Source organism: Azotobacter tropicalis (assembly GCF_059739045.1).
In genome coordinates this window covers 3,584,890-3,610,894 of sequence record NZ_AP046059.1, presented here as the reverse complement: position 1 = coordinate 3,610,894, position 26,005 = coordinate 3,584,890, and the positions used below count along the sequence as shown (strand labels likewise).

The 26,005-nt window shown below is 64.1% G+C and carries 19 protein-coding genes and 3 pseudogenes; 7 read left to right on the top strand and 15 right to left on the bottom strand.

Annotated features, from left to right (window positions below; genetic code table 11):
* The first annotated feature begins 9 nt into the window (after positions 1-9).
* Positions 10-1,473, top strand: a complete 1,464-nt coding sequence (selO, locus tag Atro_RS17140; RefSeq protein WP_497924181.1) for a protein adenylyltransferase SelO — start codon at positions 10-12, stop codon at positions 1,471-1,473.
* Between the two features lie 28 nt (positions 1,474-1,501).
* On the opposite strand, the gene Atro_RS17135 is transcribed toward selO, so the two are convergent.
* The gene (locus Atro_RS17135; RefSeq protein ID WP_497924179.1) at positions 1,502-1,699 is read right to left on the bottom strand and encodes a hypothetical protein; all 198 of its coding nucleotides are present in this window, start codon (positions 1,697-1,699) and stop codon (positions 1,502-1,504) included.
* Entirely contained in the window at positions 1,681-1,827 is a 147-nt protein-coding gene (locus Atro_RS17130) for a hypothetical protein (RefSeq protein ID WP_497924177.1), read from the bottom strand. Before Atro_RS17130 ends, Atro_RS17135 begins: the two co-directional genes overlap by 19 nt.
* A 191-nt stretch (positions 1,828-2,018) precedes the next feature.
* Between Atro_RS17130 and Atro_RS17125 the strand changes: the two genes are divergently transcribed.
* From Atro_RS17125 to Atro_RS17110, 4 genes and pseudogenes are all read left to right on the top strand, one after another.
* Positions 2,019-2,996, top strand: coding sequence for a sulfite exporter TauE/SafE family protein (locus Atro_RS17125; protein ID WP_497924175.1), 978 nt, complete (start codon positions 2,019-2,021; stop codon positions 2,994-2,996).
* 97 nt (positions 2,997-3,093) lie between these two features.
* The gene (trxC, locus tag Atro_RS17120; RefSeq protein ID WP_497924173.1) at positions 3,094-3,528 is read left to right on the top strand and encodes a thioredoxin TrxC; all 435 of its coding nucleotides are present in this window, start codon (positions 3,094-3,096) and stop codon (positions 3,526-3,528) included.
* A gap of 91 nt (positions 3,529-3,619) precedes the next feature.
* Positions 3,620-3,943, top strand: a pseudogene (locus Atro_RS17115) (universal stress protein); the annotation flags it as partial.
* Between the two features lie 188 nt (positions 3,944-4,131).
* Positions 4,132-4,434 carry a hypothetical protein gene (locus Atro_RS17110; protein ID WP_497924172.1) on the top strand — a complete coding sequence of 101 codons (303 nt, stop codon included), beginning with the start codon at positions 4,132-4,134 and terminating at the stop codon, positions 4,432-4,434.
* Here Atro_RS17110 and Atro_RS17105 read toward each other — a convergent pair whose 3' ends face one another.
* The gene (locus Atro_RS17105; protein ID WP_497924170.1) at positions 4,435-5,205 is read right to left on the bottom strand and encodes a ParA family protein; all 771 of its coding nucleotides are present in this window, start codon (positions 5,203-5,205) and stop codon (positions 4,435-4,437) included.
* Positions 5,206-5,273: 68 nt separating this feature from the next.
* On the bottom strand, positions 5,274-6,200 hold the full coding sequence (locus tag Atro_RS17100) for a LysR family transcriptional regulator (RefSeq protein WP_497924168.1): 927 nt from the start codon (positions 6,198-6,200) through the stop codon (positions 5,274-5,276).
* Positions 6,201-6,243: 43 nt separating this feature from the next.
* Here Atro_RS17100 and Atro_RS17095 point away from each other — a divergent pair, with 43 nt between their 5' ends.
* Positions 6,244-7,572 carry an MFS transporter gene (locus Atro_RS17095; protein ID WP_497927699.1) on the top strand — a complete coding sequence of 443 codons (1,329 nt, stop codon included), beginning with the start codon at positions 6,244-6,246 and terminating at the stop codon, positions 7,570-7,572.
* A gap of 58 nt (positions 7,573-7,630) precedes the next feature.
* Here Atro_RS17095 and hemE read toward each other — a convergent pair whose 3' ends face one another.
* The 11 genes and pseudogenes from hemE to Atro_RS17040 all read right to left on the bottom strand — a co-directional run bounded on the left by hemE (position 7,631) and on the right by Atro_RS17040 (position 23,337).
* On the bottom strand, positions 7,631-8,698 hold the full coding sequence (hemE, locus tag Atro_RS17090) for a uroporphyrinogen decarboxylase (RefSeq protein WP_497924166.1): 1,068 nt from the start codon (positions 8,696-8,698) through the stop codon (positions 7,631-7,633).
* A gap of 110 nt (positions 8,699-8,808) precedes the next feature.
* On the bottom strand, positions 8,809-10,230 hold the full coding sequence (locus Atro_RS17085) for a glutamate synthase subunit beta (RefSeq protein ID WP_497924164.1): 1,422 nt from the start codon (positions 10,228-10,230) through the stop codon (positions 8,809-8,811).
* 108 nt (positions 10,231-10,338) lie between these two features.
* Positions 10,339-14,783: pseudogene (gltB, locus tag Atro_RS17080) on the bottom strand (glutamate synthase large subunit).
* A 198-nt stretch (positions 14,784-14,981) separates the two neighbouring features.
* On the bottom strand, positions 14,982-16,655 hold the full coding sequence (locus tag Atro_RS17075; protein WP_497924162.1) for an AAA family ATPase: 1,674 nt from the start codon (positions 16,653-16,655) through the stop codon (positions 14,982-14,984).
* Positions 16,656-16,662: 7 nt separating this feature from the next.
* Positions 16,663-17,766 carry a 3-dehydroquinate synthase gene (gene aroB / locus Atro_RS17070; RefSeq protein ID WP_497924160.1) on the bottom strand — a complete coding sequence of 368 codons (1,104 nt, stop codon included), beginning with the start codon at positions 17,764-17,766 and terminating at the stop codon, positions 16,663-16,665.
* Between the two features lie 51 nt (positions 17,767-17,817).
* The gene (gene aroK / locus Atro_RS17065) at positions 17,818-18,336 is read right to left on the bottom strand and encodes a shikimate kinase AroK (RefSeq protein ID WP_497924158.1); all 519 of its coding nucleotides are present in this window, start codon (positions 18,334-18,336) and stop codon (positions 17,818-17,820) included.
* A 4-nt stretch (positions 18,337-18,340) separates the two neighbouring features.
* Positions 18,341-20,418: pseudogene (locus Atro_RS17060) on the bottom strand (type IV pilus secretin PilQ).
* Positions 20,419-20,471: 53 nt separating this feature from the next.
* On the bottom strand, positions 20,472-20,996 hold the full coding sequence (pilP, locus tag Atro_RS17055; RefSeq protein WP_497924156.1) for a type 4a pilus biogenesis lipoprotein PilP: 525 nt from the start codon (positions 20,994-20,996) through the stop codon (positions 20,472-20,474).
* Positions 20,993-21,616, bottom strand: a complete 624-nt coding sequence (gene pilO / locus Atro_RS17050; RefSeq protein WP_497924154.1) for a type 4a pilus biogenesis protein PilO — start codon at positions 21,614-21,616, stop codon at positions 20,993-20,995. The genes pilP and pilO overlap by 4 nt, the downstream gene beginning before the upstream one ends.
* Positions 21,613-22,272, bottom strand: a complete 660-nt coding sequence (gene pilN, locus Atro_RS17045) for a type 4a pilus biogenesis protein PilN (protein WP_497924152.1) — start codon at positions 22,270-22,272, stop codon at positions 21,613-21,615. The genes pilO and pilN overlap by 4 nt, the downstream gene beginning before the upstream one ends.
* Positions 22,273-23,337 (bottom strand): pilus assembly protein PilM, encoded by a 1,065-nt coding sequence (locus tag Atro_RS17040; RefSeq protein ID WP_497924150.1) that lies wholly within the window; start codon positions 23,335-23,337, stop codon positions 22,273-22,275.
* A 180-nt stretch (positions 23,338-23,517) separates the two neighbouring features.
* Between Atro_RS17040 and Atro_RS17035 the strand changes: the two genes are divergently transcribed.
* Positions 23,518-25,974: a penicillin-binding protein 1A gene (locus Atro_RS17035; protein ID WP_497924148.1), complete on the top strand. Its 2,457-nt coding sequence runs from the start codon at positions 23,518-23,520 to the stop codon at positions 25,972-25,974.
* The last annotated feature ends 31 nt before the right edge of the window (positions 25,975-26,005 follow it).

Genomic DNA, 26,005 nt, shown 5'->3' with positions numbered 1-26,005 from the left:
GAGATTGTCGTGAAACGCCCGAGCGAACTCACCTTCGATAACCGCTTTGCCCGCCTCGGCCAGCCCTTCTCCACCGCCGTGACGCCGCTGCCCATCGCAGCGCCGCGGCTGGTGGTGGCCAGTCCGGCGGCCCTGGCGCTGCTCGATCTCGAGCCGGCCGCGGCCGACGACCCGCAGCTCGTCGCCTTCTGCTCCGGACAGCAGCCGTGGCCCGGCACCGAGCCGCGCGCCATGGTCTATTCCGGCCACCAGTTCGGCTTCTACAACCCCCAGCTCGGCGACGGCCGCGGCCTGCTGCTCGGCGAGGTGATCAACGCCGCCGGCGAGCGCTGGGACCTGCACCTCAAGGGCGCCGGCCAGACCCCCTATTCCAGGATGGGCGACGGTCGCGCGGTGCTGCGCAGCTCGATCCGCGAATTCCTCGCCAGCGAGCACCTGCACGCCCTCGGCATCCCCTGCTCGCGGGCGCTCTGCGTGGTCGCTTCGGACACCCCGGTCTGGCGGGAAACCGAGGAGCGCGCCGCGACCCTGCTGCGTCTGGCACCCAGCCATGTGCGCTTCGGCCATTTCGAGTTCTTCTACTACAGCCGCCAGCACGAGGCGCTGCGCCAACTGCTGGACTACGTCATCGCCGAGCACTTCGCCGACTGCCTTGCCCAGCCCGAGCCCTACCGGGCCTTCTTCGACCGGGTGCTGGAACGCACCGCGGCGCTGCTCGCCCGCTGGCAGGCCTACGGCTTCTGCCACGGGGTGATGAACACCGACAACATGTCGATCCTCGGCATCACCTTCGACTTCGGCCCCTACGCCTTCCTCGACGACTTCGACCCGGGCTTCGTCTGCAACCACTCCGACGACACCGGGCGCTACTCCTTCGACAACCAGGTGCCCATCGCCCACTGGAACCTCTCCGCGCTGGCCCAGGCGCTGACCCCGTTCGTCGACAAGGACGCCCTGCTGGACAGCCTCAAGCACTTCCTGCCGCTGTTCCGCGGCGCCTGGCTGGCACTGATGCGTTGCCGCCTCGGTCTTACCACAGCGGAGGCCGACGACCGCGAGCGGGTGCAGCGCCTGCTGCAGTTGATGCAGGGCAGCGCGGTGGATTACAGCCGCTTCTTCCGCGAGCTGGGCGACAGCCCGGCACCGACCGCCCTGCAGCGCCTGCGCGAGGACTTCGTCGACCTGGCCGGCTTCGACGCCTGGGCCGCGGATCACCTGGCCCGCCTGGCCCGCGAGGGCGCGCCGGACGAGGCGGCGCGGCGTGCGCGCATGCATGCCGTCAACCCGAAGTACATCCTGCGCAACTACCTGGCCCAGCAGGCCATCGAGGCGGCGGAACGGGGCGACTACGGTCCGGTGCGCGAACTGCACGCGGTACTCTCGCGCCCCTTCGACGAACAGCCGGGGATGGAGCGCTATGCCGAACGCCCGCCGGAATGGGGCAAGCATCTGGAGATCAGCTGTTCGTCCTGAGCCGACGGACTCGACGAAGCGAAGCGCCTCAGCCTTGCCCCAGCTTGCGCAACGCCTCCAGACGGAAGGCGATGTCCTGCTCCAGTTCGGCCAGCTGGCGCTGCAGGCGCAGGCGGGTGGGCTCGTCCTCGGCCGCCGCCAGGCCGGTGCGCAGGCTGGCGCGCCGCTGAAACAGCTCCATCTCCGCGGGCGGCACCCCGGCGCTCTTCAGGACCTGGAAGGCCATGCGCAATCCGGGCGGGTCTGCAGCCAGGCCTCGTCGATCTCCAGCGGCTTGCCCGCTCCGGCGCGCAACTGACCGGCGGCTATCGCCCGGGCCAGTTGGCGGCCGATTTCATCATCCAGTGCTTTCATGACGTCTCCTGCCGGACGTGCCACAAGACCTCAGGATGCCGCACGCCGAACGAGGCAGGCAATCAGGTGCACTTAATCCTTTTTTGCATATAAACCTTCTCAAACATTCTTAGACTATCTAAGGAAAGCCGCTTATCGTTGCGGCGGCTTCGCTTTTGCCTGTTCTACCACCCACTGTCAGGCGCAACTGCATGAAAATCCGCGATCTCGATCTCAGCCCAAGTCTGCTCAACGCGGAGCACCAGGCACTGGGATTACCCCCCGTAGAAGACGTCGTTTCGCACCCGGACAACCATCCTCTCCTGCGTGCAGCCATGTGGGCGGCCGCGTTGATCCTGGCCGGGCTGGTGGCATTTCTCACCTGGCGCCTGTTCTTCGGCGACAACGGCGGTATCACGGGCCTGGAAATCATCGAGCAGACCCTGGCCAGCCAGACCTTCTGGAGCGCCGTCTCCGTCGGCTTCTTCGCGCAGATCATCGACGGCGCGCTGGGCATGGCCTACGGCATCACGGCCACCACCTTCCTGCTCAGTGCCGGCGCCTCGCCGGCGGCGGCCAGCGCCAGCGTACACATCGCCGAGGTGTTCACCACCGGGCTGTCAGGCATCGCTCACGTCAAGCTGGGCAACGTCAACAAGTCGCTGTTTCTGCGCCTCCTGCTGCCAGGGATCATCGGCGCAGTACTCGGCGCGGTGCTGGTCACCCAGTTCAACGGCAAGGTACTCAAGCCTTTCATTTCCGCCTACCTGCTACTGATGGGCCTGTACATCCTGAGCAAGGCGTATCGCCATGTGATCCAGCGCAAGGCGCCCAAGCACGTGGCCAAGCTGGCCCTCTTCGGTGGCTTCGTCGATGCCGCCGGCGGCGGCGGCTGGGGACCGGTGGTCACCAGCAGCCTGCTCGGCTCCGGCAGCGATCCGCGCACCACGATCGGTTCGGTCAACTTCGCCGAGTTCTTCCTGACCCTTTCCAGCGCCACCTCGTTCATCCTGCTGGCCGGGCAGCCGGATACCTGGATGCTGGTCGCCGGCCTGGTGTTCGGCGGCCTGTTCGCCTCCCCGTTCGCCGCCCTGCTGTGCAAGAGGCTGTCGGCCAGAACCCTGCTGACCATCGTTGGCTGTCTGATCACCTTGATCAGCGCTTACAACATCTATATCGGTCTGGCCTGACGTCCCCTCCGCTGCCACCGAGCCCGCTCGGCGGCAGCCACCCTTGATTTCCCCGTCCGCGGCTCCAGATAGGAAACGAACGCCTTCGGAGTCCCCCATGACCGACGCCCTGCTGATCCCCTGCCCACACTGCCACAGCCTCAACCGCATCCCCGCCGCGCGCCTGGGCGATGTGCCGCGTTGCGGACGCTGCAAGAGCCCCGTATTGCCCGGCACGCCTTTCGCCGTCGACACGGCCGGCTTCGCCACCCAGCTCAAGGGCGACCTGCCGCTGCTGCTGGACGTCTGGGCCGACTGGTGCGGACCGTGCAAAGCCTTTGCGCCGACCTTCGAGCAGGCCGCCCGGGAACTGGCCGGACGGCTACGCCTGGCCAAGCTGGACAGCGAGGCCGAGCCGCAGTTGGCCGGCCAACTGGGTATCCGCTCGATCCCCACGCTGATTCTGTTTCGAAGCGGTCGCGAAGTGGCCCGCCAGAGCGGCGCCCTGCCGTTGCCACAACTGCTCGCCTGGCTGCGTCAGCAAGGCGTCTGACGCGAAACCGTGGGCTGCGGCGGCCTTGTCGCAGGTCAAGGCCCCACCCCGGACTTGCCGCCAGACTGTGGCCCCCTCAGGAGGAAGCACCATGGCCAAGCACATTCTGATCGCCCACGATCTCAGCCCGGAAGCCGATATCGCCTTGCGTCGCGCCATCCAGCTGGCCGGCCAGCTGCGAGCGCGCCTGACCCTGCTGCACGTGGCCTCCAGCCAGCCCTCGCCGGCGCTGCTGGCCCGGCTGCGCAGCGCCGAAGAGCAGACCCTGGCCAGCCACCTGCAGGGCCAGCCGGCCCTGGACGTGCAGCTGCGTCTGGAGGTGGGGCCCCATCCCGCCGAACTCATCCTGCAATACATCAGCCTCGGCACCTGCGACCTGCTGGTGCTCGGCAGCCACCATCGACAATCGGCGCAGCGGTTCGCCGGCAGCGTCCAGGAACGTATCCTGCAGGCCAGCCCGATTCCCGTGCTGGTGGCGGTCGACCCGCTCGGTGCGCCCTACGCGCGCGCCCTCGTCGCCATCGACTTCTCCCCTGCGCCAGCCGCGCCCTGCGCGCCGCCTGGCAGCTGCTGCCGCCCGGCGCACAGCTCAGGGCGCTGCACGTGCAGGAGGTCGCCGCCATCCGCGCCGCGGACAATCCGGACGAGCAGGCCTTCCAGCAGTCGCTCTTCGAGCGCTTCATCGGCGCCGAATTCACCGCCCTGCCACCGCGCGCCGTGCAGTTCAGCCACAGCTTCCAGAGCGGCGAGCGCCAAGCCTGCCTGGATGCCGCGCTCGCCGGCCAGGACACGCAGCTACTCGCCCTCGGCGGGCACAGCCGCGACGCGCTGAGCGAGCGGCTGCTCGGCAGTCTGACCCGGCACTACCTGGACAACCCGCCCTGCGACCTGCTGGTGATGCGCTGATCAGTCGGCCGCCTCCAGCAGGTCGTGCAGCGCGACGAACTGGCGGGTCAGCCGGTGCTTCGGCTCGAGATGGATCAGCGGCGTGCAGGCCTGGTGCGACTCGCGCATCTTCACCGAGCTGCCGAGGTACACCGGCAGCACCGGCAGCGCCTCGGCGATCAACTCGTCGAGCATGCGCTGCGGCAGCGCCGCCTGCGGCAGGAACTGGTTGACCACGATACCCTCGACCTGCAGGTGCTCGTTGTGCTCATCGCGCAGCTCGGCGAGCTCGGCGAGCAGAGCGTACAGCGCCTGGCGCGAGAAGCTGTCGCAATCGAAGGGAATCAGCACGCGGTCGGCGCCGATCAGTGCGGAAACCGTATAGAAATTCAGCGCCGGCGGCGTATCCAGGTAAATCCGCTCGTAATCCTCGCCCAGTTCGTCGAGCAGCCTGCGAAGACGGGTGATCTTGTGCTTGGCTTCCAGCTTGGGCTGCAGATCGGCCAGCTCGGCCGAGGCGGTGACCAGATCGAGGTTGGCGAAGGGCGTTTCGATCACCTTGACCTTGGGCCGCTTGCCTACTCCGCCGGCAAGGACCTGCTTGAAGAAGTCGGCGATGCCCAGCGGAACGGCCTCGCCGCACAGGCCGCTGAGGTAGTGGGTGGAGTTGGCCTGGCTGTCGAGATCGACCAGCAGGGTACGATAGCCCTGCGCCGCGCTCACTGCCGCCAGATTGCAGGCGATGCTCGATTTGCCGACGCCGCCTTTCCGATTGAATACCACGCGCCGCATGCCGCCGCCTCCTTCCGTGCCGTTCGCTGAAGCTCCCGCATTTAACTCCATTTGTCCGGTCCGTGCGCCTATTCCTTAGCAGTGGTTTCCCACAGCGGCCGTACCTCGCGCGCCTCCCGCTCCAGGAGTTCGGCGAAACGCCGCACCAGCGGCGAGGCCTCGTCGCGCCGGCGCACCAGCCATATCGCGGTGGCGGCGCCAGGATCGAGCAGGGTACGGCAGACCACCCCGTCGATGCGCATGCGGCTGAACGAGGCCGGCAGCACGGTGACGCCCAGGCCGGTGGCGACCAATCCGATCAGGGTCATGGCCTCGCTAGCCTCCTGGACGATGCGCGGGATGAAACCGGCGGCCCGCGCCAAACCGACTAGCTGGTCGTAGAGCCCGGTGCCGAAAGTGCGCGGGAAGAACACGAAGGGCTCCTCGCCCAGCTCGGCCAGGCGCACCCCGTCGGTGCTCCCAGCCAGCGGATGGCCGACCGGCAGGACCACCACCAGCGGTTCGGCGAACAGCTCCAGAGCCACCAGCTCTTCGGGCAGAGGCGTCAGCGGACGCAGCATGCCGACCTGCAGCCGCCCGTCGTGAAGCGCTTCGGCGACGCCGCGGCTGTTCAGCTCGCGCAGGTCCAGATGCACCTCGGGGCAGGCCTGGCGGAAGGCGCGGATCGCTCGCGGAATGGTCGAGGTGAAGGGCGCCGAGGAAGTGAAGCCGACCTTCAGCTCGCCCAGCTCGCCGCGCTGGGCGCGCCGGGCCACGGCGACCGCCTGGTCGAGCTGAGCCAGCACCTGGCGCGCCTCGGGCAGGAACAGCCGGCCGACCTCGCTGAGCGCCACCTGGCGGTTGGTACGCTCGAACAGGCGTACGCCGAGTTCGTCCTCCAGCGCCTGGATCTGCTGGCTCAGCGGTGGCTGGGAAATACCCAACCGCTCGGCAGCGTGGCCGAAGTGCAGTTCCTCGGCAACAGCGACGAAGTAGCGCAGGTGACGGAGCTCCATGGCAGCCTCATTGATTCGCAGGACATATCAAATCAGTCGAACAATATATTGGAATCACGAATCTCGCCTCACCTATCCTGATCGGCATCCCGCCGGACCGCCGGCCGACGATCGCCCGCCCCGAGGTCGAGATGAACACCCTTGCCGTCCAGCCTGCCTCCACCAGCGCCGCCGCCATCCCCAGACCGAAAAGGGCACAGCACAATTCCGCCGCACCAGCTGGGCGCTGTTCGCCGGCGGCTTCGCCACTTTCGCCTTGCTCTACTGCGTACAGCCGATGCTGCCGGCATTTTCCGCCGCCTTCGCGCTGAGCGCGGCACAGAGCAGCCTGGCGCTGTCGATCTCGACCATCACCCTGGCCATCGGCCTGCTGGTCACCGGCCCGCTGTCGGACGCCGTCGGCCGCAAGCCGGTGATGGTCGCGGCGCTGTGCGCGGCGGCGCTGCTCACCCTGCTCGCCCCGCTGACGCCCGGCTGGCATGCCCTGCTCGCGATGCGCGCGCTGATCGGTCTGGCCCTGAGCGGCCTGGTGGCGGTGGCGATGTCCTATCTCAGCGAGGAGATCCATCCCCGGCATCTGGGCCTGGCCATGGGTCTGTACATCTCCGGCAACGCCTTGGGCGGGATGAGCGGCCGGCTGATCAGCGGCCTGCTGCTGGACTTCTTCTCCTGGCAGGCGGCGCTGGCCGCCCTCGGCGCCCTGGCGCTGCTCGCAGCACTGGTGTTCTGGCGCCTGCTGCCGGATTCGCGACAGTTTCGCGCGACGCCGCTAAGCTTCGCCAGCCTGGCCCACGGACTGCGCCTGCACTTCTCCGATCGCGGCCTGCCCTGGCTGTTCCTCGAGGCCTTCCTGTTGATGGGCGGCTTCGTCACCCTGTTCAACTATATCGGCTATCGCCTGCTCGAGCCGCCCTACGACCTCAACATGAGTCTGCTCGGCCTGCTTTCGGTGGTCTACCTGTCGGGCACCTACAGCTCGACCCAGGCCGGCGCATTGGCCGACCGCCTGGGCCGCCATCGGGTGTTCTGGCCGGCGATCCTGCTGATGCTCGGCGGTGTGCTGCTGACCCTGTTCGCCCCGCTGGGAGCGATCCTGGCCGGCATGCTGCTGTTCGCCTTCGGCTTCTTCGCCGCCCACTCCTTGGCCAGCAGTTGGGTCGGCCGCCGCGCCCTGCAGGCCCGCGGCCAGGCCTCGTCGCTGTACCTGTTCAGCTACTACGTGGGCTCCAGCGTGGCCGGCACGGCGGGCGGATTTTTCTGGCAGCACGGTGGCTGGAACGGCGTCGGCCTGTTTATCGCCGCCCTGCTCGCAGCGGCCCTGCTGGTGGCCCTGCACCTATCACGCCTGCCGCCGAAGCAGCTGCCAGCCTGAGTCCGGAAAACGCAAAAGCCCGATCGGTCGATCGGGCTTTTGCTTCCAACACGAAACGTCAGGGGTGATATTGCGCCGACAATTCGTGCACTGCCTCGAAGAAGGCGCCGGCATGGGCCGGGTCGACCTCGGGGGTGATGCCGTGACCGAGGTTGAAGACATGCCCCGAGCCTGAACCGTAGCTGGCGAGAATGCGTGCCACCTCGGTGCGGATCGCCGCCGGATTGGCATAGAGCACGCTCGGGTCCATGTTGCCCTGCAGAGCGACCTTGTCGCCGACCCGGGCGCGGGCGCTGCCGATGTCGCAGGTCCAGTCCAGCCCCAGGGCTTCGGCGCCACTCTCGGCCATGGCCTCCAGCCACAAACCGCCGCCCTTGGTGAAGAGGATCACCGGCACGCGCCGACCTTCATGCTCGCGGATCAGGCCATCGACGATTCTTTTCATGTAGGCCAGGGAAAACTCCGGATAGGCCGCCGACGACAGGCTGCCACCCCAGGAGTCGAAGATCTGCACGGCCTGGGCACCGGCCAGGATCTGCCCGTTGAGATAGGCGGTGACCGCCCGGGCCAGCTTGTCGAGCAGGGCGTGCATGGCCTGCGGGTTGTCGTAGAGCATCGCCTTGGACTTGCGAAAATCCTTGCTGGAGCCGCCTTCCACCATGTAGGTGGCCAGGGTCCAGGGGCTGCCGGAGAAGCCGATCAGCGGCACGCGACCGTTCAGCTCGCGACGGATGGTGCGCACCGCCTCCATCACGTAGCCCAGGTCCCGCTCCGGATCGGGCAACGGCAGGGCTTCGATGTCCGCCGGGCTGGAAACCACCTTGCGAAAGCGCGGCCCCTCGCCGCTCTCGAAGTACAGGCCCAGGCCCATGGCATCGGGAACGGTGAGGATGTCGGAGAAGAGGATCGCCGCATCCAGCTGCGGGTAGCGATCCAGCGGCTGCAGCGTCACCTCGCAGGCCAGCGTGGGATTCATACACAGGCTCATGAAGTCGCCCGCCTTGGCCCGGGTCGCCCGGTACTCCGGCAGGTAGCGGCCGGCCTGGCGCATCATCCACACCGGGGTGACGTCGACGGGTTGCTTGAGCAGGGCGCGGAGGAAACGGTCGTTCTTCAGGACAGTCATGGCAGGGTTCCGGCAAGAGAGTGCCGGCATTTTCGCAAAGCCCAAAGCAAAAGGCACGGCGAGTGCCGTGCCTTCTTGCTGCCTGCCGCCCGCGGCGAGCCGCGGCTACTTCAGAGGCCCAGGTAGTCGAGGATGCCCTCGGCCGCCTGGCGGCCTTCGTAGATCGCCGTGACCACCAGATCCGAGCCGCGCACCATGTCACCGCCGGCGAAGACCTTCGGGTTGCTGGTCTGGTGCTTGAACTTGTTGTCCTGCAGCGGCGCGATCACTCGGCCTTGGCTGTCGGTCTTGATCTGCAGCTCCTCGAACCAGGGCGCCGGGCTCGGGCGGAAGCCGAAGGCGATGACCACGGCGTCGGCCGGGAGGATCTCCTCGGAGCCGGGGATCGGCTCGGGGCTGCGCCGGCCACGGGCGTCGGGCTCGCCCAAGCGGGTTTCGACGACCTTGACGCCTTCCACCTTGTCCTCGCCGACGATGGCGATGGGCTGGCGGTTGTAGAGGAACTTCACGCCCTCTTCCTTGGCGTTCTTCACCTCGCGGCGGGAACCCGGCATGTTCTCCTCGTCGCGGCGGTAGGCACAGGTCACGCTCTTGGCGCCCTGGCGGATCGAGGTGCGGTTGCAGTCCATGGCAGTGTCGCCACCGCCCAGCACCACCACCTTCTTGCCCTTCATGTCGATGAAGTCTTCCGGGGACTTCTCGAAACCGAGGTTGCGGTTGACGTTGGCAATCAGGAAGTCCAGCGCGTCGTGCACGCCCGGCAGGTCCTCACCGGGGAAGCCGCCCTTCATGTAGGTGTAGGTGCCCATGCCCATGAACACGGCATCGAACTCGTCGAGCAGTTGCTGCATGGTCACGTCCTTGCCCACCTCGGTGTTCAGGCGGAATTCGATGCCCATGCCCGTAAACACCTCGCGACGCCGGCTCAGCACGCTCTTCTCCAGCTTGAACTCGGGAATGCCGAAGGTCAGCAGGCCGCCGATTTCCGGGTTCTTGTCGAACACCACCGGAGTCACCCCGTTGCGCACCAGGATGTCCGCGCAGCCGAGGCCGGCCGGACCAGCACCGATGATCGCCACGCGCTTGCCGGTCGGCGTGACCTTGGACATGTCGGGACGCCAGCCCATGGCGAAGGCGGTGTCGGTGATGTACTTCTCCACCGAGCCGATGGTCACCGCGCCGAAGCCGTCGTTCAGGGTGCAGGCGCCCTCGCAGAGGCGGTCCTGCGGACAAACCCGGCCGCAGACTTCCGGCAGGGTGTTGGTCTGATGCGACAGTTCGGCAGCCGCCAGGATGTTGCCCTCCGATACCAGCTTCAGCCAGTTCGGAATGAAGTTGTGCACCGGGCACTTCCACTCGCAGTAGGGATTGCCACAACCGAGGCAGCGATGCGCCTGCTCCTGGGCCTGCTGCGGCTTGAACAGGTCGTAAATCTCGACGAACTCCCGCTTGCGCTGACGCAGCAGCTTCTTCTTCGGATCCTTGCGCCCGACTTCGATGAACTGGAAGTCGTTGTTCAGACGTTCAGTCATTTCAAAACCTCTATACAGCAGCGTCAGGACTCTGGCTGACGCTGCAAGACACATCAGGATAGACCGGCCGCCTCGCGCACCCTTGCGCGAGGCTCCGGCCGAAGCTGCTTACTGCGGGTTGGCCCGGGTGCTGGAGAGCAGGGACTTCAGGCTCGCCGCCTTCGGCTTGACCAGCCAGAACATGCGCAAGTAGTCATCCAGGTTCTCCAGCAGATGGGCGCCCCACTGGCTGCCGGTCTCGGCCACGTACTCGGCCAGCACTTCCTGCAAGTGGCTGCGGTGGGCCTCCATGGACTCCCCGCTGATGCGCTGCATTTCCACCAGTTCGTGGTTGACGCGGTCGACGAAGCCGTTGTCCTGGTCGAGCACGTAGGCGAAGCCGCCGGTCATCCCGGAGCCGAAGTTGTAGCCGGTCCGGCCCAGCACGCAGACGAAGCCGCCGGTCATGTATTCGCAGCAGTGGTCGCCGGTCCCCTCCACCACGGCATGGGCGCCGGAGTTGCGTACGGCGAAGCGCTCGCCGGCGGTGCCGGCGGCGAACAGCTTGCCGCCGGTGGCGCCATACAGACAGGTGTTGCCGAGGATCGCCGAGTCCTGGCTCTTGAACGCGCTGCCCTGGGCGGGGTGACCACCAGCTTGCCGCCGGTCATGCCCTTGCCCACGTAGTCGTTGGCGTCGCCCTCCAGGTAGAGGTTCAGGCCGCCGGCGTTCCACACGCCGAAGCTCTGCCCGGCGGTTCCCTTGAAGCGGAAGGTGATCGGCGCGGCGACCATGCCCTGGTTGCCATGGGTCTTGGCGATCTCGCCGGAGACCCGGGCGCCGATGGAGCGGTCACAGTTGCAGATATCCAGCGCGAACTCGCCGCCGGCCTTGGCCTGGATCGCCGGCCGGGCCAGTTCGACCATCTTCTCGGCCAAGAGGCCCGGGTCGAACGGCGGGTTCTTCTCCACCTCGCAGAACTGCGGCTTGTCAGCCGAGACGTGTGCGCTGCCAAGCAGCGGACTGAGGTCCAGATGGGCCTGCTTGGCGGTCTCGCCCGGCAGCACCTCGAGCAGGTCGGTGCGACCGATCAGCTCGCCGAGGCTGCGCACACCCAGCCTGGCCAGCCACTCGCGAGTTTCCTCGGCGACATAGGTGAAGAAGTTGATCACCATGTCCACAGTGCCGATGAAGTGCTCCTTGCGCAGCTTGTCGTTCTGGGTCGCCACGCCGGTGGCGCAGTTGTTCAGGTGGCAGATGCGCAGGTACTTGCAGCCCAGAGCGATCATCGGCGCAGTGCCGAAACCGAAGCTTTCGGCGCCGAGGATGGCCGCCTTGATCACGTCGAGGCCGGTCTTCAGGCCACCGTCGGTCTGCACCCGCACCTTGCCGCGCAGGTCGTTGCCGCGCAGGGTCTGGTGTGCCTCGGCCAGGCCCAGCTCCCAGGGACTGCCGGCGTAGCGGATGGAGGTCAGCGGCGAGGCGCCGGTGCCACCGTCGTAGCCGGAGATGGTGATCAGGTCGGCATAGGCCTTGGCCACGCCGGCGGCAATGGTGCCTACGCCCGGCTCGGCCACCAGCTTGACCGACACCAGCGCCTGCGGATTGACCTGCTTGAGGTCATAGATCAGCTGCGCCAGGTCCTCGATGGAATAGATGTCGTGGTGCGGCGGCGGCGAGATCAGGGTCACGCCGGGCACCGCATAGCGCAGGCGGGCGATCAGGCCGTTGACCTTGCCGCCCGGCAGCTGGCCGCCCTCGCCGGGCTTGGCGCCCTGGGCCACCTTGATCTGCAGCACTTCGGCGTTGACCAGATACTCGGGAGTCACGCCGAACCGGCCGGTGGCCACCTGCTTGATCTTCGAACTCCTGACGGTGCCGTAGCGCGCCGGGTCTTCGCCACCCTCGCCGGAGTTGGAGCGCGCGCCCAAGCGGTTCATCGCCTCGGCCAGGGCCTCGTGGGCCTCCGGCGACAGCGCACCGAGGGAAATGCCGGCGGAGTCGAAGCGCTTGAGAATCGCCTCCAGCGGCTCGACCTCGTCCAGCGCCAGCGGCTGGGCGGCCTCCCTGACCTTGAGCAGGTCGCGCAGCATCGACACCGGACGCTGGTCGACCAGCGCGCTGTACTCCTTGAACTTGGCATAGTCGCCCTGCTGCACGGCAGCCTGCAGGGTGCTCACCACATCCGGGTTGTAGGCATGGTATTCGCCGCCGTAGACGAACTTCAGCAGGCCACCCTGCTGGATCGGCTTACGCTTGCTCCAGGCCTCGGCGGCCAGCAGCTTCTGCTCCATCTCCAGATCGACGAAGCGCGCCCCCTTGATGCGCGAGGCGACGCCACGAAAGCTCAGTCCGACCACCTCGTCGGCCAGGCCGACCGCTTCGAACAGCTGGGCGCCGCGGTAGGAAGCCACGGTGGAGATACCCATCTTCGAGAGGATCTTCAGGAGACCCTTGGAGATGCCTTTGCGGTAGTACTTGAACACGTCGTCCATGTCGCCCAGCACTTCGCCGGTACGGATCAGGTCGGCCAGCACCTCGTAGGCGAGGAAGGGGTAGACCGCGGTGGCGCCGAAACCCAGCAGCACGGCGAAGTGGTGCGGGTCACGGGCGGTGGCGGTTTCCACCAGGATGTTGCAGTCGCAGCGCAGGCCCTTCTCGACCAGGCGGTGGTGCACCGCACCGACGGCCAGGGAGGCGTGCGCCGGCAGCTTGCCGGGGGCAATGTGGCGGTCAGACAGCACCAGCAGCACCTTGCCACCGCGCACGGCCTCCTCGGCCTGATCGGCGATGTTGCGCACCGCAGCCTCGAGCCCCAGCGCCTCGTCGTAGTTAAGGTCGATGAGCTGCCGCTCGAAGCCTTCGCGCTCGAGGCTCATGATACTGCGCCACTTGGCCGGGGAGATCACCGGCGTGGTCAGAATCGCCCGGTTGGCGTGCTCGGCGGTTTCCTCGAAGACGTTGCGCTCGGCGCCCAAACAGGTCTCCAGGGACATGACGATGGACTCGCGCAGCGGGTCGATCGGCGGGTTGGTGACCTGAGCGAACTGCTGGCGGAAATAGTCGTAGGTCGAACGCACGCGCTTGGACAGCACAGCCATGGGGGTGTCGTCGCCCATCGAGCCGACCGCTTCCTGGCCCTGCTCGGCGAGCGGACGCAGCACTTGGTCACGCTCCTCGAAGGTGACCTGGAACATCTTCATGTACTGCTTGAGCTGCTCGGCGTCGTAGGCCGAGGTGCCTTCGCTCTCGTCCAGGTGGGCCTGAATGCGCAGGGCATTCTGGCGCAGCCACTTCTTGTAGGGGTGGCGCGACTTCAGGCGGTTGTCGATGTCGTCGGTATGCAGGATCTCGCCGGTTTCGGTGTCCACGGCGAGGATCTGCCCCGGGCCGACCCGCCCCTTGGCGATGACGTCCTCCGGCGCGTAGTTCCACACGCCGATTTCCGAAGCCAGGGTGATGTAGCCGTTTTGGGTGGTCACCCAGCGGGCCGGACGCAGGCCGTTGCGATCGAGCAGGCATACGGCGTAGCGGCCATCGGTCAGTACCACGCCGGCCGGCCCGTCCCAGGGCTCCATGTGCATGGAGTTGTATTCGTAGAAGGCGCGCAGATCAGCGTCCATGGTCTCGACGTTCTGCCAGGCCGGCGGAATGATCATGCGTAGGCCGCGGAACAGATCCATGCCGCCGGTGACCAGCAGCTCGAGCATGTTGTCCATGCTCGAGGAGTCGGAGCCGGTCCGGTTGACCAGCGGCGCCAGGCTTTCCAGATCGGGCAGCAGCTCGTTGGCGAACTTCAGACGACGCGCTTGGGCCCAGTTGCGGTTGCCGGTGATGGTGTTGATCTCGCCGTTGTGGGCAAGGAAGCGGAACGGTTGAGCCAGCGGCCAGCGCGGCAGGGTGTTGGTGGAGAAGCGCTGGTGGAACACGCAGATCGCCGTGGCCAGGCGCTCGTCGCCCAGATCCGGGTAGAAGCGCGCCAGATCGGCGGGCATCATCAGCCCCTTGTAGATGATGTCCTTGTGCGACAGGCTGCAGACGTAGAAGTCCGGGTCGTCCTTGAGGGCGACTTCGGCACGCCGGCGGGCGAAGAACAGCCTGATGGCGAAATCCTGATCGGAAAGGCCATCGCCGACGACGAACACCTGCTCGATGCGCGGCAGGCGCTCCAAGGCCAGCGGACCGAGCACCGAGGTATCCACCGGCACCTCGCGCCACCCCACCAGGGTCAGACCCTGTGCGACGATCTCCTCGTCCACGCGCGCGCGCGATGCCTCGGCTTTGCCGGCGTCTTGGCTGAGGAAGATCATGCCGACCGCGTACTGCCGGGGCAACTCGGCACCGAAGTGTTCTTGCGCCTTGGCACGCAGAAAAGTGTCCGGCTTCTGCATCAGCAGGCCGCAACCGTCGCCGGTCTTGCCGTCGGCGTTGATGCCGCCGCGGTGAGTCATGCAGGTCAGCGCTTCAATTGCGGTTTGCAGCAGGTGATGACTCGCCTCGCCTTGCATGTGGGCAATCAAACCGAAGCCGCAGTTATCCTTGAATTCTTCAGGATGGTACAGACCTGCTTTCATAGACACTCTCACCGGGCAGATTCTTTGCTTTCAAACAGTGCTTGCCTGCACAACCAAGATTGCTCTAGGGGCCGGACAGACAAAAAGGGCGACTATTGTCGCACACCCAACCACACACCACAAACGCTCTGGTCGTTTTCTCGTAGCTGGGTGTCGCGATCTTGAAAGATAAATCGAACCTTCCGTGTTAGAGCGAGTTCAGCGCACGCCAGCCTCCTGCTGAATACTTGCGAAGGTACGCGGCCAAGGCTTACTCGCCTGCACCGTCGCCGACAGGCTCTTGATCGCCGCCTGCGCCTCGGCACGACTGGCGAAACTGCCGTAGGTGACCACGAACAGCGGCTGCCCCTGATGCACCTTGCGGAAGTAGCGGTAACCTACCCCCTGGGCGCGCACGAAGGCTTGAGCACTGCTCTCCGAGCGCGTACCCAGCACCTGCAGGGTGTAGCGCGAAGCAGCCTGGGCGCGATCACCCCCCACTGGCGCACCGGCCTGGACGGCAGCCGGCTGAAGCGCCGGTTTCGGTGCCGCCTGCGGGGCAGGAGCCGAGGCCGCCGGAGCCGGCTTCGCAGCCACCTGCTGGGTGGGGGCTACAGCCGCCGGAGCCGGGGCTGGCGCGACGGGCTTCGCCACAACCCGCGACGCAGGAGCAGGCTGCGCGGGAGGCGTGACCGGCTTCGCGGCGGCCGGTGACTGAGAAGCAGCCCTAGGCTGGGGCTTGGAAGCCGGCTGCACCACCACAGGCGCCTTGGGCGCAGGCTTCGGCGCCGGCGGCGCGACCGGGGCCTGCGCGCTCGGCGCGAGCGCGGCAGCGGTGGTGGCCGCCACGACCGCCGCCGGACCAGCAATCCCGACATCCGCGACGTCCGCCTCGCTCGCCGCCTGGGCCAGCGGCTCGCGCAGCACCGGCTGGGTTTCGTCCGCCACGGACTGCAAGGGCGTGGCATCAACCGGCTCGGCAGCCGGAGCGCTCGGCGCCTCCGCCAGCGGCGGCTGCGCCACAGCCGGCGCCTCGCTTTCCGCTCCGCCGCGCATGAACCAGGCCGCAGCCACGGCTACGGCGACCACTGCCAGAGCCAGCAGATGCTTTTTCGGCAGGATCAGGCCCGGAGCCACCTCATCCTCCTCCGCATAGCCGACCAGCATTTCCTCGTGCAGCAGCTCGCGAGCAAGCCGATTGATCTCTCCCGGCCAACCACCAGACCCACGATGAATCGACTCGATCTGCTCATCGCTGAACAGTCCGATATCACCTCCCGCCCCCTCCAATCGCTGCGTCAAGTATTCACGCGTATCATTCAAAGCATAGGGATTCAGCCGCAAAACATGGAAGCGTTCCTCGCCGTCGGCCAGAGACTGCAGACGGGCCACCAACTCCGGCTCGCCAAACAGGAATACGTGCGGCCGCCCTACGGCCGTTCCCGCAGCCAGGGCCAGCAGCGCGTCGAGAGCAGCCGTTTCCAGCAGCTCTGCATCGTCCACCAACAGGTAGAGCTCCTGCCCGGCAGCAGCCAACTGTTCGACCTGACCCAGGATCGAGTGCTCGTCCGCATGCTCCAGCCCCAACCCAAGGGCGATCTGCCTCAACAAGCCATCGACCCGCGCCGAGGCACGCGCAGAAACCACAACGCACAGCACTGCCTGCTTGTTGCTGCTGGCCACCAGTGCTTGGCGCAAAAGCGTCTTACCACTGCCCAGCGGACCGCTGACCACCAGCAGCAATCGGCTATAGCGGGCAAGGTGATGCAACTGGCCAAGTACCTGCTTGCGTTGCGCCGGGAAGAATTTGAAACCCGGCGTTCGCGGCGCGAAGGGATCGTGGCTGAATTGGTAGTAGGTCAGGAGAGCTTCATCTGCATGCAAACTGGTCATGGCTTTCTCAGTGACTGGTCTGTTCCATCAGCATCCGGTAGTCGGTATCCAGGGTGGCCTGCAAGATTTCACGCGGAAAGTCCCCCGTCACCACAGCATCTCCCAAGCGCCTGAGCAGCACCAGGCGTAGACGACCACCCAACACCTTCTTATCGACGGCCATATGCCTGAGAAAATCGTCCGCAGTCATTTCCGCCGGAGGCACCACGGGCAGCCCCGCCCGCTGCAGCAGGCGAATACCGCGATCACGCGCCGCCTCGTCGAGCCAGCCCAGGCGACGGGACATTTCCAAGGCCATGACGGTACCTGCAGCCACAGCCTCGCCATGCAACCAGGAGCCGTAGCCCATATGGGTTTCGATGGCATGACCAAAGGTGTGCCCCAGGTTCAGAGTGGCACGAACCCCCGACTCACGCTCGTCGGCTCCAACAACTAGCGCCTTGGCCGCACAGGAGCGGGCAATGGCTTCGGTCAGGGCCGACACATCCAACGCAAGAAGCGCCTCCATGCGTGCCTCCAGCCAGCTCAGGAAAGACGCGTCGCAGATCAGGCCGTACTTGACCACTTCGGCCAGACCGGCAGACAACTCTCGCCCTGGCAGGGTGGCCAGGGTGGAGGTATCGATTACCACGGCCTTCGGCTGGTAGAAGGCGCCGATCATGTTCTTGCCAAGCGGGTGATTGATACCGGTCTTGCCCCCTACCGAGGAGTCCACCTGAGACAACAAGGTGGTCGGAATCTGGATGAAATCGACTCCGCGCTGGTAACAGGCCGCAGCAAATCCAGCCATATCGCCGATGACACCGCCACCCAGGGCAATGAGCGTGGTACGCCGGTCATGCCTGGCCTCGAGCAGGCCGTCAAAAATCCTCTGCAGGGTTTCCCAGTTCTTGAAAGCTTCGCCGTCCGGCAGCACGATGGGGGTCAGATCACAGCCGGACAGGGTCCGGGCCAGCCTATCCAAATAGAGCGGCGCAACGGTCTCGTTGGTGACCACCGCCACCTGGCGACCGGCCAAGTACGGAACGATACACTCCGCCCGACCGAGCAAATCGGCTCCTATATAGATGGGATAGCTACGTTCGCCGAGATCAACCTGTAACGTCTGCATGAAAGCCCCCGCGTTGGAAAGAGCACTAGGATAGCGCAGTTGCGTGTGGCTTTATCGCGGCGGCAGCGTATGCAGGCGATCAAGAATTTCCTCCACGACCATGCGCGGCGGACGCTCGTCGGTTTCTACCACCAGATCGGCGATCTCCCGATACAAGGGGTCCCGGATGACCATCAGGTCGCTCAGCACGCGACCGGGATCGGCAGCACGCAGAAGCGGGCGATTGCGGTCTCGAGAGGTGCGCTCCAACTGCTGGGCCACCGAAGCATGCAGATAAACGACCCGCCCTCCCGAACGCAAGGCGGTGCGATTCTCCGGCCGCAACACGGCACCACCACCAGTGGCGAGCACGATGCCATCGTCGGTACAGAGTTCTCCGATCATCGCCTGCTCGCGCTCGCGAAACCCCGCCTCCCCTTCCACATCGAAGATCCAGGGAATATCGGCACCGGTACGCTGTTCGATTTCCTTGTCGGAATCCTTGAACGTCAACCGCAATTCTTTGGCAAGCAAACGCCCGATGGTACTCTTGCCCGAGCCCATCGGGCCCACGAGGATCACATTTCGCACTGACTCAACGACTCACAGCAATAGCCTGGTTGTTAAGGATACGCGGAGTCAGGAAAACAAGCAGCTCGGATTTGCTGTCGGCGACCGTGTCGCGGCGAAATAGGCGCCCGATGAAGGGCAAGTCGCCGAGGAAGGGCACCTTGTCCACGGACTTGGACTGGGTATTGGAGAAAACCCCACCGATTACGATGGTTTCACCGTCGCCAATCAGCACCTTGGCATTGACTTCGTTTTTCTTGATTGGCGGCTCACCATCCACGGCATTGGTATAGTCTGGCTCGTCCTTGGTGACCTTGACTTCCATGATGATCCGATTGTCGGGAGTGATTTGTGGCGTCACCTCCAGAGCCAAGGCCGCATCTTTCCATGAGACATCGGTCGCTCCGCTGGACGTTTCACTCTTGTAGGGGATCTCGGTTCCCGTCAGGATCTTCGCTGCCTCCTTGTCCGAAGTGAGCACTTTAGGCTGCGAGATGACCTCGCCATTGCCGGTCTTCTCCATGGCCGACAGTTCCAGATCCAGCAGCAGGTTGTTCGTCACCACAGCGACGCCGAAGCCCGAAGTCGCATTCGAAGCACCCAGATCCACGAAAGGAGTATTCGCCGACAGATCGTCGCCAGTGTTGCCAGCTTCGTCGCCGTTGTCGTCCAGACCATAAACCGCCGTATCCCCCCCATGTAGGTTCCTCCCCAGCGCACCCCCAGGCTCTTGTCGTAGCCGACGTTGGCCTCGACGATGCGCGCCTCGATCATCACCTGGCGTACTGGAATATCCAGTTGAGCAACGATCCGCCGCAGCTCATCCAGACGCTCATCGGTCTGGTAGGCGATGATGTTGTTGGTGCGCTCGTCGACGGTGATGGAGCCGCGCTGGCTCTCGGCTTCATCGGCACTGGTGACCGACTGGAACAGCTTGGCGATGTCTGCCGCCTTGGCGTAGTTCACCTGAACCAGCTCGCGGCGCAGAGGGGCCAGTTCGGCAATCTGCTGTTGCGCCTCCAGTTCCTGGCGTTCGCGCGCAGCGATCTCGTCGGCCGGCGCCACCAGCAGGACATTGCCGACTTTGCGCTTGTCCAAGCCCTTGGTTTTGAGCACGAGGTCGAGGGCCTGGTCCCAAGGTACATTCTGCAAGCGCAGGGTGATATTGCCCTGCACGGTGTCACTGGCCACCAGGTTGAGGTTGGTGAAGTCGGCGATCAGCTGCAGAACCGAGCGGACATCGATGTCTTGGAAGTTCAACGACAGCTTCTCGCCACTATAAGCGAAACGATCGGCACTGCGCTTGTCGGCACTCCCCTGGACCAGCGGCTTGACGCTGACGGTCAGGCGGTTATCAGCCTGATAGACCAGATAGTCATACTTGCCAGTCGGCTCGATAAAAATGCTGGCCTTGCCAGCCTGGCTCGAGGCGCTGACGAACTGTACAGGCGTAGCGAAGTCCTTAACATCCAGACGCGCCCGCAGAGATTCCGGCACCTGTGCCCCCGGGAAGTCCAGACGAATCTTACCGCCCTGCTCCTGGATATCGGGATTCATGCCCGGACTCGACAGGTCGATAACGACATTACCCTCGCCCTGCCCGCCGCGCTGGAAATCAATCCCTTGAATGGTCTTGCCCACCGGAGCATAGGACTTGACCTGCGGGGCAGGGCTTGCCAAGGCGACAGGCTGCTGCGTAGTACGAGCCTGCTGGGGCGCGGCGGCCGCTTCGCCGATCACGACATAAAGGTTGTTGCCTTCGGCTCGAGTGCTGTAGGGCGACAAGGCCGCCAGGTTGACGATCATCCGGGTACGGCCGCCTGCCTCGACCAGGGTAACACTGCGAGCGTTGCCGACACCCAACTCTCGATATTTGGCTCCCAGCTTGTTGGCCACACCGGGCAGATCCAGGGCGATGCGGGCCGGCTGCTCGATGGTATAGCCGCGCGGCGCCGGTACGGGCTCGTCGAAGGACAACTTGAGTTCGACCCGATCACCAGGCAAGGCGGCCACATCCAGAGCCTTGAGGTCGGCCGCCAACAACTCCGGCGACAGCAAAGCAGCCAGGACTGAAATACCAAGACGCGAGAGGGAGCTGTTCATTGACTGGTTCCGTAATGCAGACCGGGAGTTTTTCTTCATGCTGGATTCGCCCATCACGGGCGCTCCTTCAAAGTGAGGCCGCGCGGGCGCTCCAGCCAGCCGCCCTCGCCATCAGGAACGATTTCCACGACATCGATGGAGGCTTCGTTGATCTTGACGATACGGCCATGATTGCGGCCCAGATAGTCGCCCACCTTCACCCGGTGGACACCACCGGCTCCGCGTACCAGGGCATGCATGCCCGTCCCGTTGGAAAGGGTACCGACCATCTCGAAAACCTCGATATTGAAACCTTCGAGATACTGCTTGACCCGGCCATCATCCGGCCGGATGTCCTTCGAACCTCTTTGCTGACTGGCCAGGTCTATTTTCACCGGTGGCTGGAAGGGACTGCGCATGGCTGCCGCACTGTAAGTAAAGGCCTCATAGGGCTGGAACTGCGGGAGTGGCTCGATCGTCCCCTTGGGCCGTGCACGAACCTCACCCATATAAGCCCGTAAGTCCTGGAACTCACTGCTAACATTGCAACCGGAAAGTCCGACAAGGGCCGCAATACAAATCAGACGGGCACCTCTCATTTCTGCAATCCCTTGTCGTTATAACGATAAGTCTTGGCCAATATTTTCATGCGTAACTTCGTATTATCCCCCGAGGCCACAGGCTTTATTTCGAAGTCATGCAAAGTAACTATTCGCGGAAGACTGGCAACCCCACTAACAAAAGTTGCCAGATCGTGATAACTACCTACTACGGATATTTGAATCGGCAGCTCTATATAAAATTGCTGCACGACCTCATTGAGAAGTTTGATCTCTTCGAACTCCAGGCCACTGCCTAGCCCGGTGCGAGTGATGTCTTCAAGCAGCCCTGGCACTTCGGTATCGCTCGGTAACTGCCGCAACAGGACACCGAACGAGGTTTCCATCTCGGCCATCTGCTTGCGGTAAGCCTCTAGATTCGCTGCTTGGAAGGCTTTGGTCGCGAACTGCTGCTTCAAAACCTCTTCTTCGCCACGCTCCCGATCGAGCTGTGCTTGCAAGTCTTTGAGGTGGAAGTTGTACCCCAGCGCCAGAACGCCAACCAGTAACAATAGACAGGTAATGGCCTTTACCGGTACCGGCCACGACCCCAGGTTGCTCATATCCAGGTCGGCCAAGTCGATCTTGCGCAAACTTTCCAAGGACTCGGACAGATTCATTTCCGCGCGCCTCCTTTAATTTGCGCACCCTTCGAGCCAGAGGCCGCCGGGCGGTCAGCAGCAGTAGTACCGGCTTGCGCAGCGCTGGCCATCGGCGTTGCGTCTTCCTGGCCTGGCTGTACCTGCTGAACGGTCAACTGGAATACGTTGGCCTGATCCACGGCTCCGGCCGTCACGGCCTTGACGGCCGTCAAGTTCGGGGCATCAAGCCATTCGGAGCCGTCTAGATTACGCATCAAGTTCGAGACGCGGTTGTTGGATTCGGCCGCCCCCTCGATGGCGATGTTCTTGCCGGCCATCTTCAAGGAGGTGAAATACACGCCATCGGGCAAGGTGCGAACCAACTGATCGAAGACCCGCCCGATGATCGACCGATTGCCCTGTAGGTCCTGAATGATCTTCATCCGCTCTAGCAATTGCTGGCGCCGGGTCTTGAGTTCGCTGATCTCCTTGATCCGCGCGTCGAGCACGACAATCTCCTTGCGAATGAAATCGTTGCGCGCACGTTGCGCCTCGATGCTCGCGCTCAGGTAGCGGTCCCCTAAGAAAACCAAGCCGCCGGCAGCCAGCAACACCGCCCCCAGGGTGACTAAAAATCGCTGCCGCCGCTCCTCGCGAAGCTGCTCGCGCCACGGTAGAAGGTTGATCCGTGCCATCTAGTCGAAACTCCTCATCGCCAGACCGCAGGCAACCATCATGGCTGGAGCATCGCTGACCAGTGCCGAGGCATTCACCTTGGGACTCAGCGCCATCTCGGCAAAGGGATTGGCCACCAGCGTCTTAGTTCCAGTTTTCTGCTGAATCAGTTGGTCAAGCCCCGACAAGGAAGAGGTCCCGCCCGCCAGCAGGATGTAGTCGACTTGGTTGTACTGGCCCGCGGCAAAGAAGAACTGCAGCGAACGGGAAACCTGCTGCACGACAGCATCCTTGAACGGCTGCAGAACCTCGCTGTCGTAGTCTGCTGGAAGTCCACCTTTTTTCTTGGCCAAGCCAGCTTCAGCCATGGACAGGCCATAGCGTCGCTGGATCTCGTCGGTGAGTTGCTTGCCACCGAACAGCTGCTCCCGGCTATAAAGGGTACGACCATCATGCAGTACGCTGAGCGTCATCATGGTTGCGCCAATATCGACGACAGCTACGGTCAATCCCGCCGGATCGCCCCCCAACTGATCGACCAGCAACCCACAGGCGCGCTCCATGGCATAGGCCTCGACATCGACGACCTTGGTTGTCAGGCCGGCCAGCGCCAGCACGGCCTCGCGAGCCTCGACGTTCTCCTTGCGACAGGCGGCGAGCAACACCTCGACGCGCCCCGGACTGCGCGGCAGCGCTCCTTGGATCTCAAAGTCGATTGCTACCTCTTCCAATGGATAAGGAATATATTGGTCGGCTTCGAGCTTCAACTGGGTTTCCATTTCATCCTCGGAAAGCCCGGCATCCATTTCGATAGTTTTGGTAATCACCACGGAGCCCGCCACAGCCACTGCCGCACTCTTAGTTCCGGTCTTGGCCTTGGCCAGCACCTTGCTTAAGGTCTGGCCGACACCATCGAGATCGACAATATTTTTTTCGACGACGGCATTGGCAGGAAGCGGCTCGACGGCGTAGGCCTCTACCCGATAACGGTTACCCGAACGACTCAATTCGATAAGCTTGACCGTGGTCGAACTAATATCGATCCCCAGTAATGAACCCGCTTTCTTGTTGAAGAGCCCTAGCACAACCAATTTCCTTGCTGTATCCGTAACTTACGGACAATTTATGTAATGGCGCATTAGATAACAGGCTTGACAGAAGCGTAAATGGCTATCTGGCAAAAAAACCGCATATAATGTGACCGGCTTTTCGCTTTTCGCCTCGCCTGAAATTCCGTCCCTTTTTCATCTGGAAACCCTGCGGCCTTGATGCGTTTGCTTAAACTCTTCGGCTGGACGTTCGTCGCCACTTTTAGCAGCCTGCTGCTCGGTCTGAGCGGAGCATTTCTTTATCTGGGCCCCAACCTTCCCTCGGCCGAATCGCTGCGCACCATCCAGCTGCAAATCCCTCTACGCATATACAGCAGCGATGCCAAGCTGATTGCGGAGTTTGGCGAGATGCGCCGCGCGCCTATCCGCTACGCGGACATTCCTCCGGACTTTATCCACGCCCTGCTGGCTGCAGAGGACGATAATTTCGCCAGCCATTATGGCGTCGACCTGACCAGCCTAATGCGCGCTGCCACGCAATTATTGAGCAGCGGACATATTCAGACCGGGGGCAGCACCATCACCATGCAGGTAGCGAAGAATTTCTTCCTGACCAGCGAGCGGAGCTTTTCGCGCAAGGCCAACGAAATCCTTCTTGCCCTGCAGATCGAGCGGGAGCTCAGCAAAGAGGAAATCCTTGAGCTCTACGTCAACAAGATCTATCTCGGCAACCGTGCCTATGGCATCGAGGCTGCGGCGCAGGTCTATTACGGCAAATCTATCCGCGAGCTGAGCCTGGCGCAGATGGCGATGATCGCTGGCCTGCCGAAAGCTCCATCGCGCTTCAATCCGCTGGCCAATCCGGCTCGCAGCAAGGAGCGACGCGACTGGATCCTCGGACGCATGCACAAGCTCGGACACATCGATGAGTCTCGTTATCAACAGGCTCTCGCCGAACCCGTGGAAGCCAGCTATCACGTTCCCACTCCCGAACTGAATGCTCCCTACATCGCCGAGATGGCTCGCGCCGAACTGGTCGGCCGCTATGGCAGCGACGCCTACACCGAAGGTTTCCGGGTCACCACCACAACCCCCAGCAATTTGCAGGAAGCGGCCAACACAGCCGTGCGCCAGGGACTGCTTGAATATGACCGGCGCCATGGCTATCGCGGCCCCGAGGCTCGCTTGTCCGGCACGAACCGGAGTGTCTGGCTGGACGAACTGAACAAGCGACGCATCATGAATGGCTTGGAGCCCGCCATCGTCACTCAGGTCGGCAGTACCGCTATCCACGTCTTGACCCGTAGCGGCAGCGAGGAAACGGTGAGCTGGGAAAGCATGAGCTGGGCCCGCCCCTTCATCAGCGCCGACAGCCAAGGATCAAGACCGCAGCAGCCGGGCCAGGTGGTCAAGATTGGCGATTTAATCCGCGTGCAGCGCCAAGAAGACGGCACCCTCGCCTTCAGCCAGATTCCTACCGCCCAGAGCGCCCTGGTCTCCTTGGATCCGCGGGACGGAGCAATTCGCGCCCTGGTAGGCGGCTTTTCCTTCGATCAAAGCAATTACAACCGAGCAGCCCAAGCCAAACGCCAACCAGGCTCCAGCTTCAAACCTTTCATTTACAGTGCAGCACTGGATCGCGGCTTTACCGCTGCCAGCCTGATCAACGACGCCCCGATCGTCTTCGTCGACCCGTATCTGGATACGGTCTGGCGCCCCAAGAACGATACCAATACCTTCCTCGGCCCGATTCGCATGCGCGAAGCCCTGTACAAGTCGCGCAACCTAGTATCGATTCGCCTGCTGCAAAGCATCGGCATCGACTATACCCTCGACTACATCGCCCGCTTCGGCTTCGACAAGCGGGACCTGCCGCGCAACCTGTCATTGGCGCTCGGCACAGCCAACCTGACGCCTCTGGAAATCGCCGGCGGCTGGAGCACCTTCGCCAACGGCGGTTACCGCATCCAGCCCTACCTGATCGAACGTATCGAAGACCGCGACGGCAGGCTCCTCTATCAGGCCAACCCGCCTCGCGTCCCAGGAGAGCAGCTGCCCGCCGCCACGCCGGCCATCGCTGCCAGCCCAACACCAGAAACCGCCAGCAACGCCCTCCCCGGACTGCCCCAACCGACGCCTGCCAGCCCATCGCCGGCAACACCCGAGCCGATTATTGCCGAACGCATCGTCGATGCCCGTACCACCTATATCATGACCAGCATGCTGCAGGATGTGATCAAGCGTGGCACCGCCCGTCGCGCCTTGGAAATGGGACGCAGCGACTTGGCCGGCAAGACCGGAACAACAAATGACGCCAAGGACAGCTGGTTTTCCGGCTATAACGCCGACTATGTCACTACCGTCTGGACCGGTTTCGATCAGCCGGAAAGCCTGGGCAGCCATGAATATGGCGGCACCGTGGCCCTGCCAATCTGGATGAGCTTCATGACTGCTGCCCTGAAGGACAAACCGCCGCACCTGCAGGCCGAGCCCGAAGGACTGCTGACCCTGCGCATCAACCCCGGCAGCGGGCGTATCGCCTCGCCTGGCACCCCCGGTGCCATCTTCGAGCTATTCAAGAACGAAGCCCCGCCCCCCACGGCCAGCGAGGAGGACTCCGGTCAAGGCAGCAGCCTGGCCAAAGAGTCCGCGCCACCGATTGACCTGTTCTGAGCACCCAAAAGAAACCCCGCATCAAGCGAGG

Coding starts and splice junctions, on each gene's coding strand:
- Atro_RS17135 (WP_497924179.1), bottom strand. CDS start 1,699: ATGGCCTTCCAGGTCCTGAAGAGCGCCGGGGTGCCGCCCGCGGAGATG.
- Atro_RS17130 (WP_497924177.1), bottom strand. CDS start 1,827: ATGAAAGCACTGGATGATGAAATCGGCCGCCAACTGGCCCGGGCGATA.
- Atro_RS17125 (WP_497924175.1), top strand. CDS start 2,019: ATGAAAATCCGCGATCTCGATCTCAGCCCAAGTCTGCTCAACGCGGAG.
- trxC (WP_497924173.1), top strand. CDS start 3,094: ATGACCGACGCCCTGCTGATCCCCTGCCCACACTGCCACAGCCTCAAC.
- Atro_RS17105 (WP_497924170.1), bottom strand. CDS start 5,205: ATGCGGCGCGTGGTATTCAATCGGAAAGGCGGCGTCGGCAAATCGAGC.
- Atro_RS17100 (WP_497924168.1), bottom strand. CDS start 6,200: ATGGAGCTCCGTCACCTGCGCTACTTCGTCGCTGTTGCCGAGGAACTG.
- hemE (WP_497924166.1), bottom strand. CDS start 8,698: ATGACTGTCCTGAAGAACGACCGTTTCCTCCGCGCCCTGCTCAAGCAA.
- Atro_RS17085 (WP_497924164.1), bottom strand. CDS start 10,230: ATGACTGAACGTCTGAACAACGACTTCCAGTTCATCGAAGTCGGGCGC.
- Atro_RS17075 (WP_497924162.1), bottom strand. CDS start 16,655: ATGACCAGTTTGCATGCAGATGAAGCTCTCCTGACCTACTACCAATTC.
- aroB (WP_497924160.1), bottom strand. CDS start 17,766: ATGCAGACGTTACAGGTTGATCTCGGCGAACGTAGCTATCCCATCTAT.
- pilP (WP_497924156.1), bottom strand. CDS start 20,996: ATGAGAGGTGCCCGTCTGATTTGTATTGCGGCCCTTGTCGGACTTTCC.
- pilO (WP_497924154.1), bottom strand. CDS start 21,616: ATGAATCTGTCCGAGTCCTTGGAAAGTTTGCGCAAGATCGACTTGGCC.
- pilN (WP_497924152.1), bottom strand. CDS start 22,272: ATGGCACGGATCAACCTTCTACCGTGGCGCGAGCAGCTTCGCGAGGAG.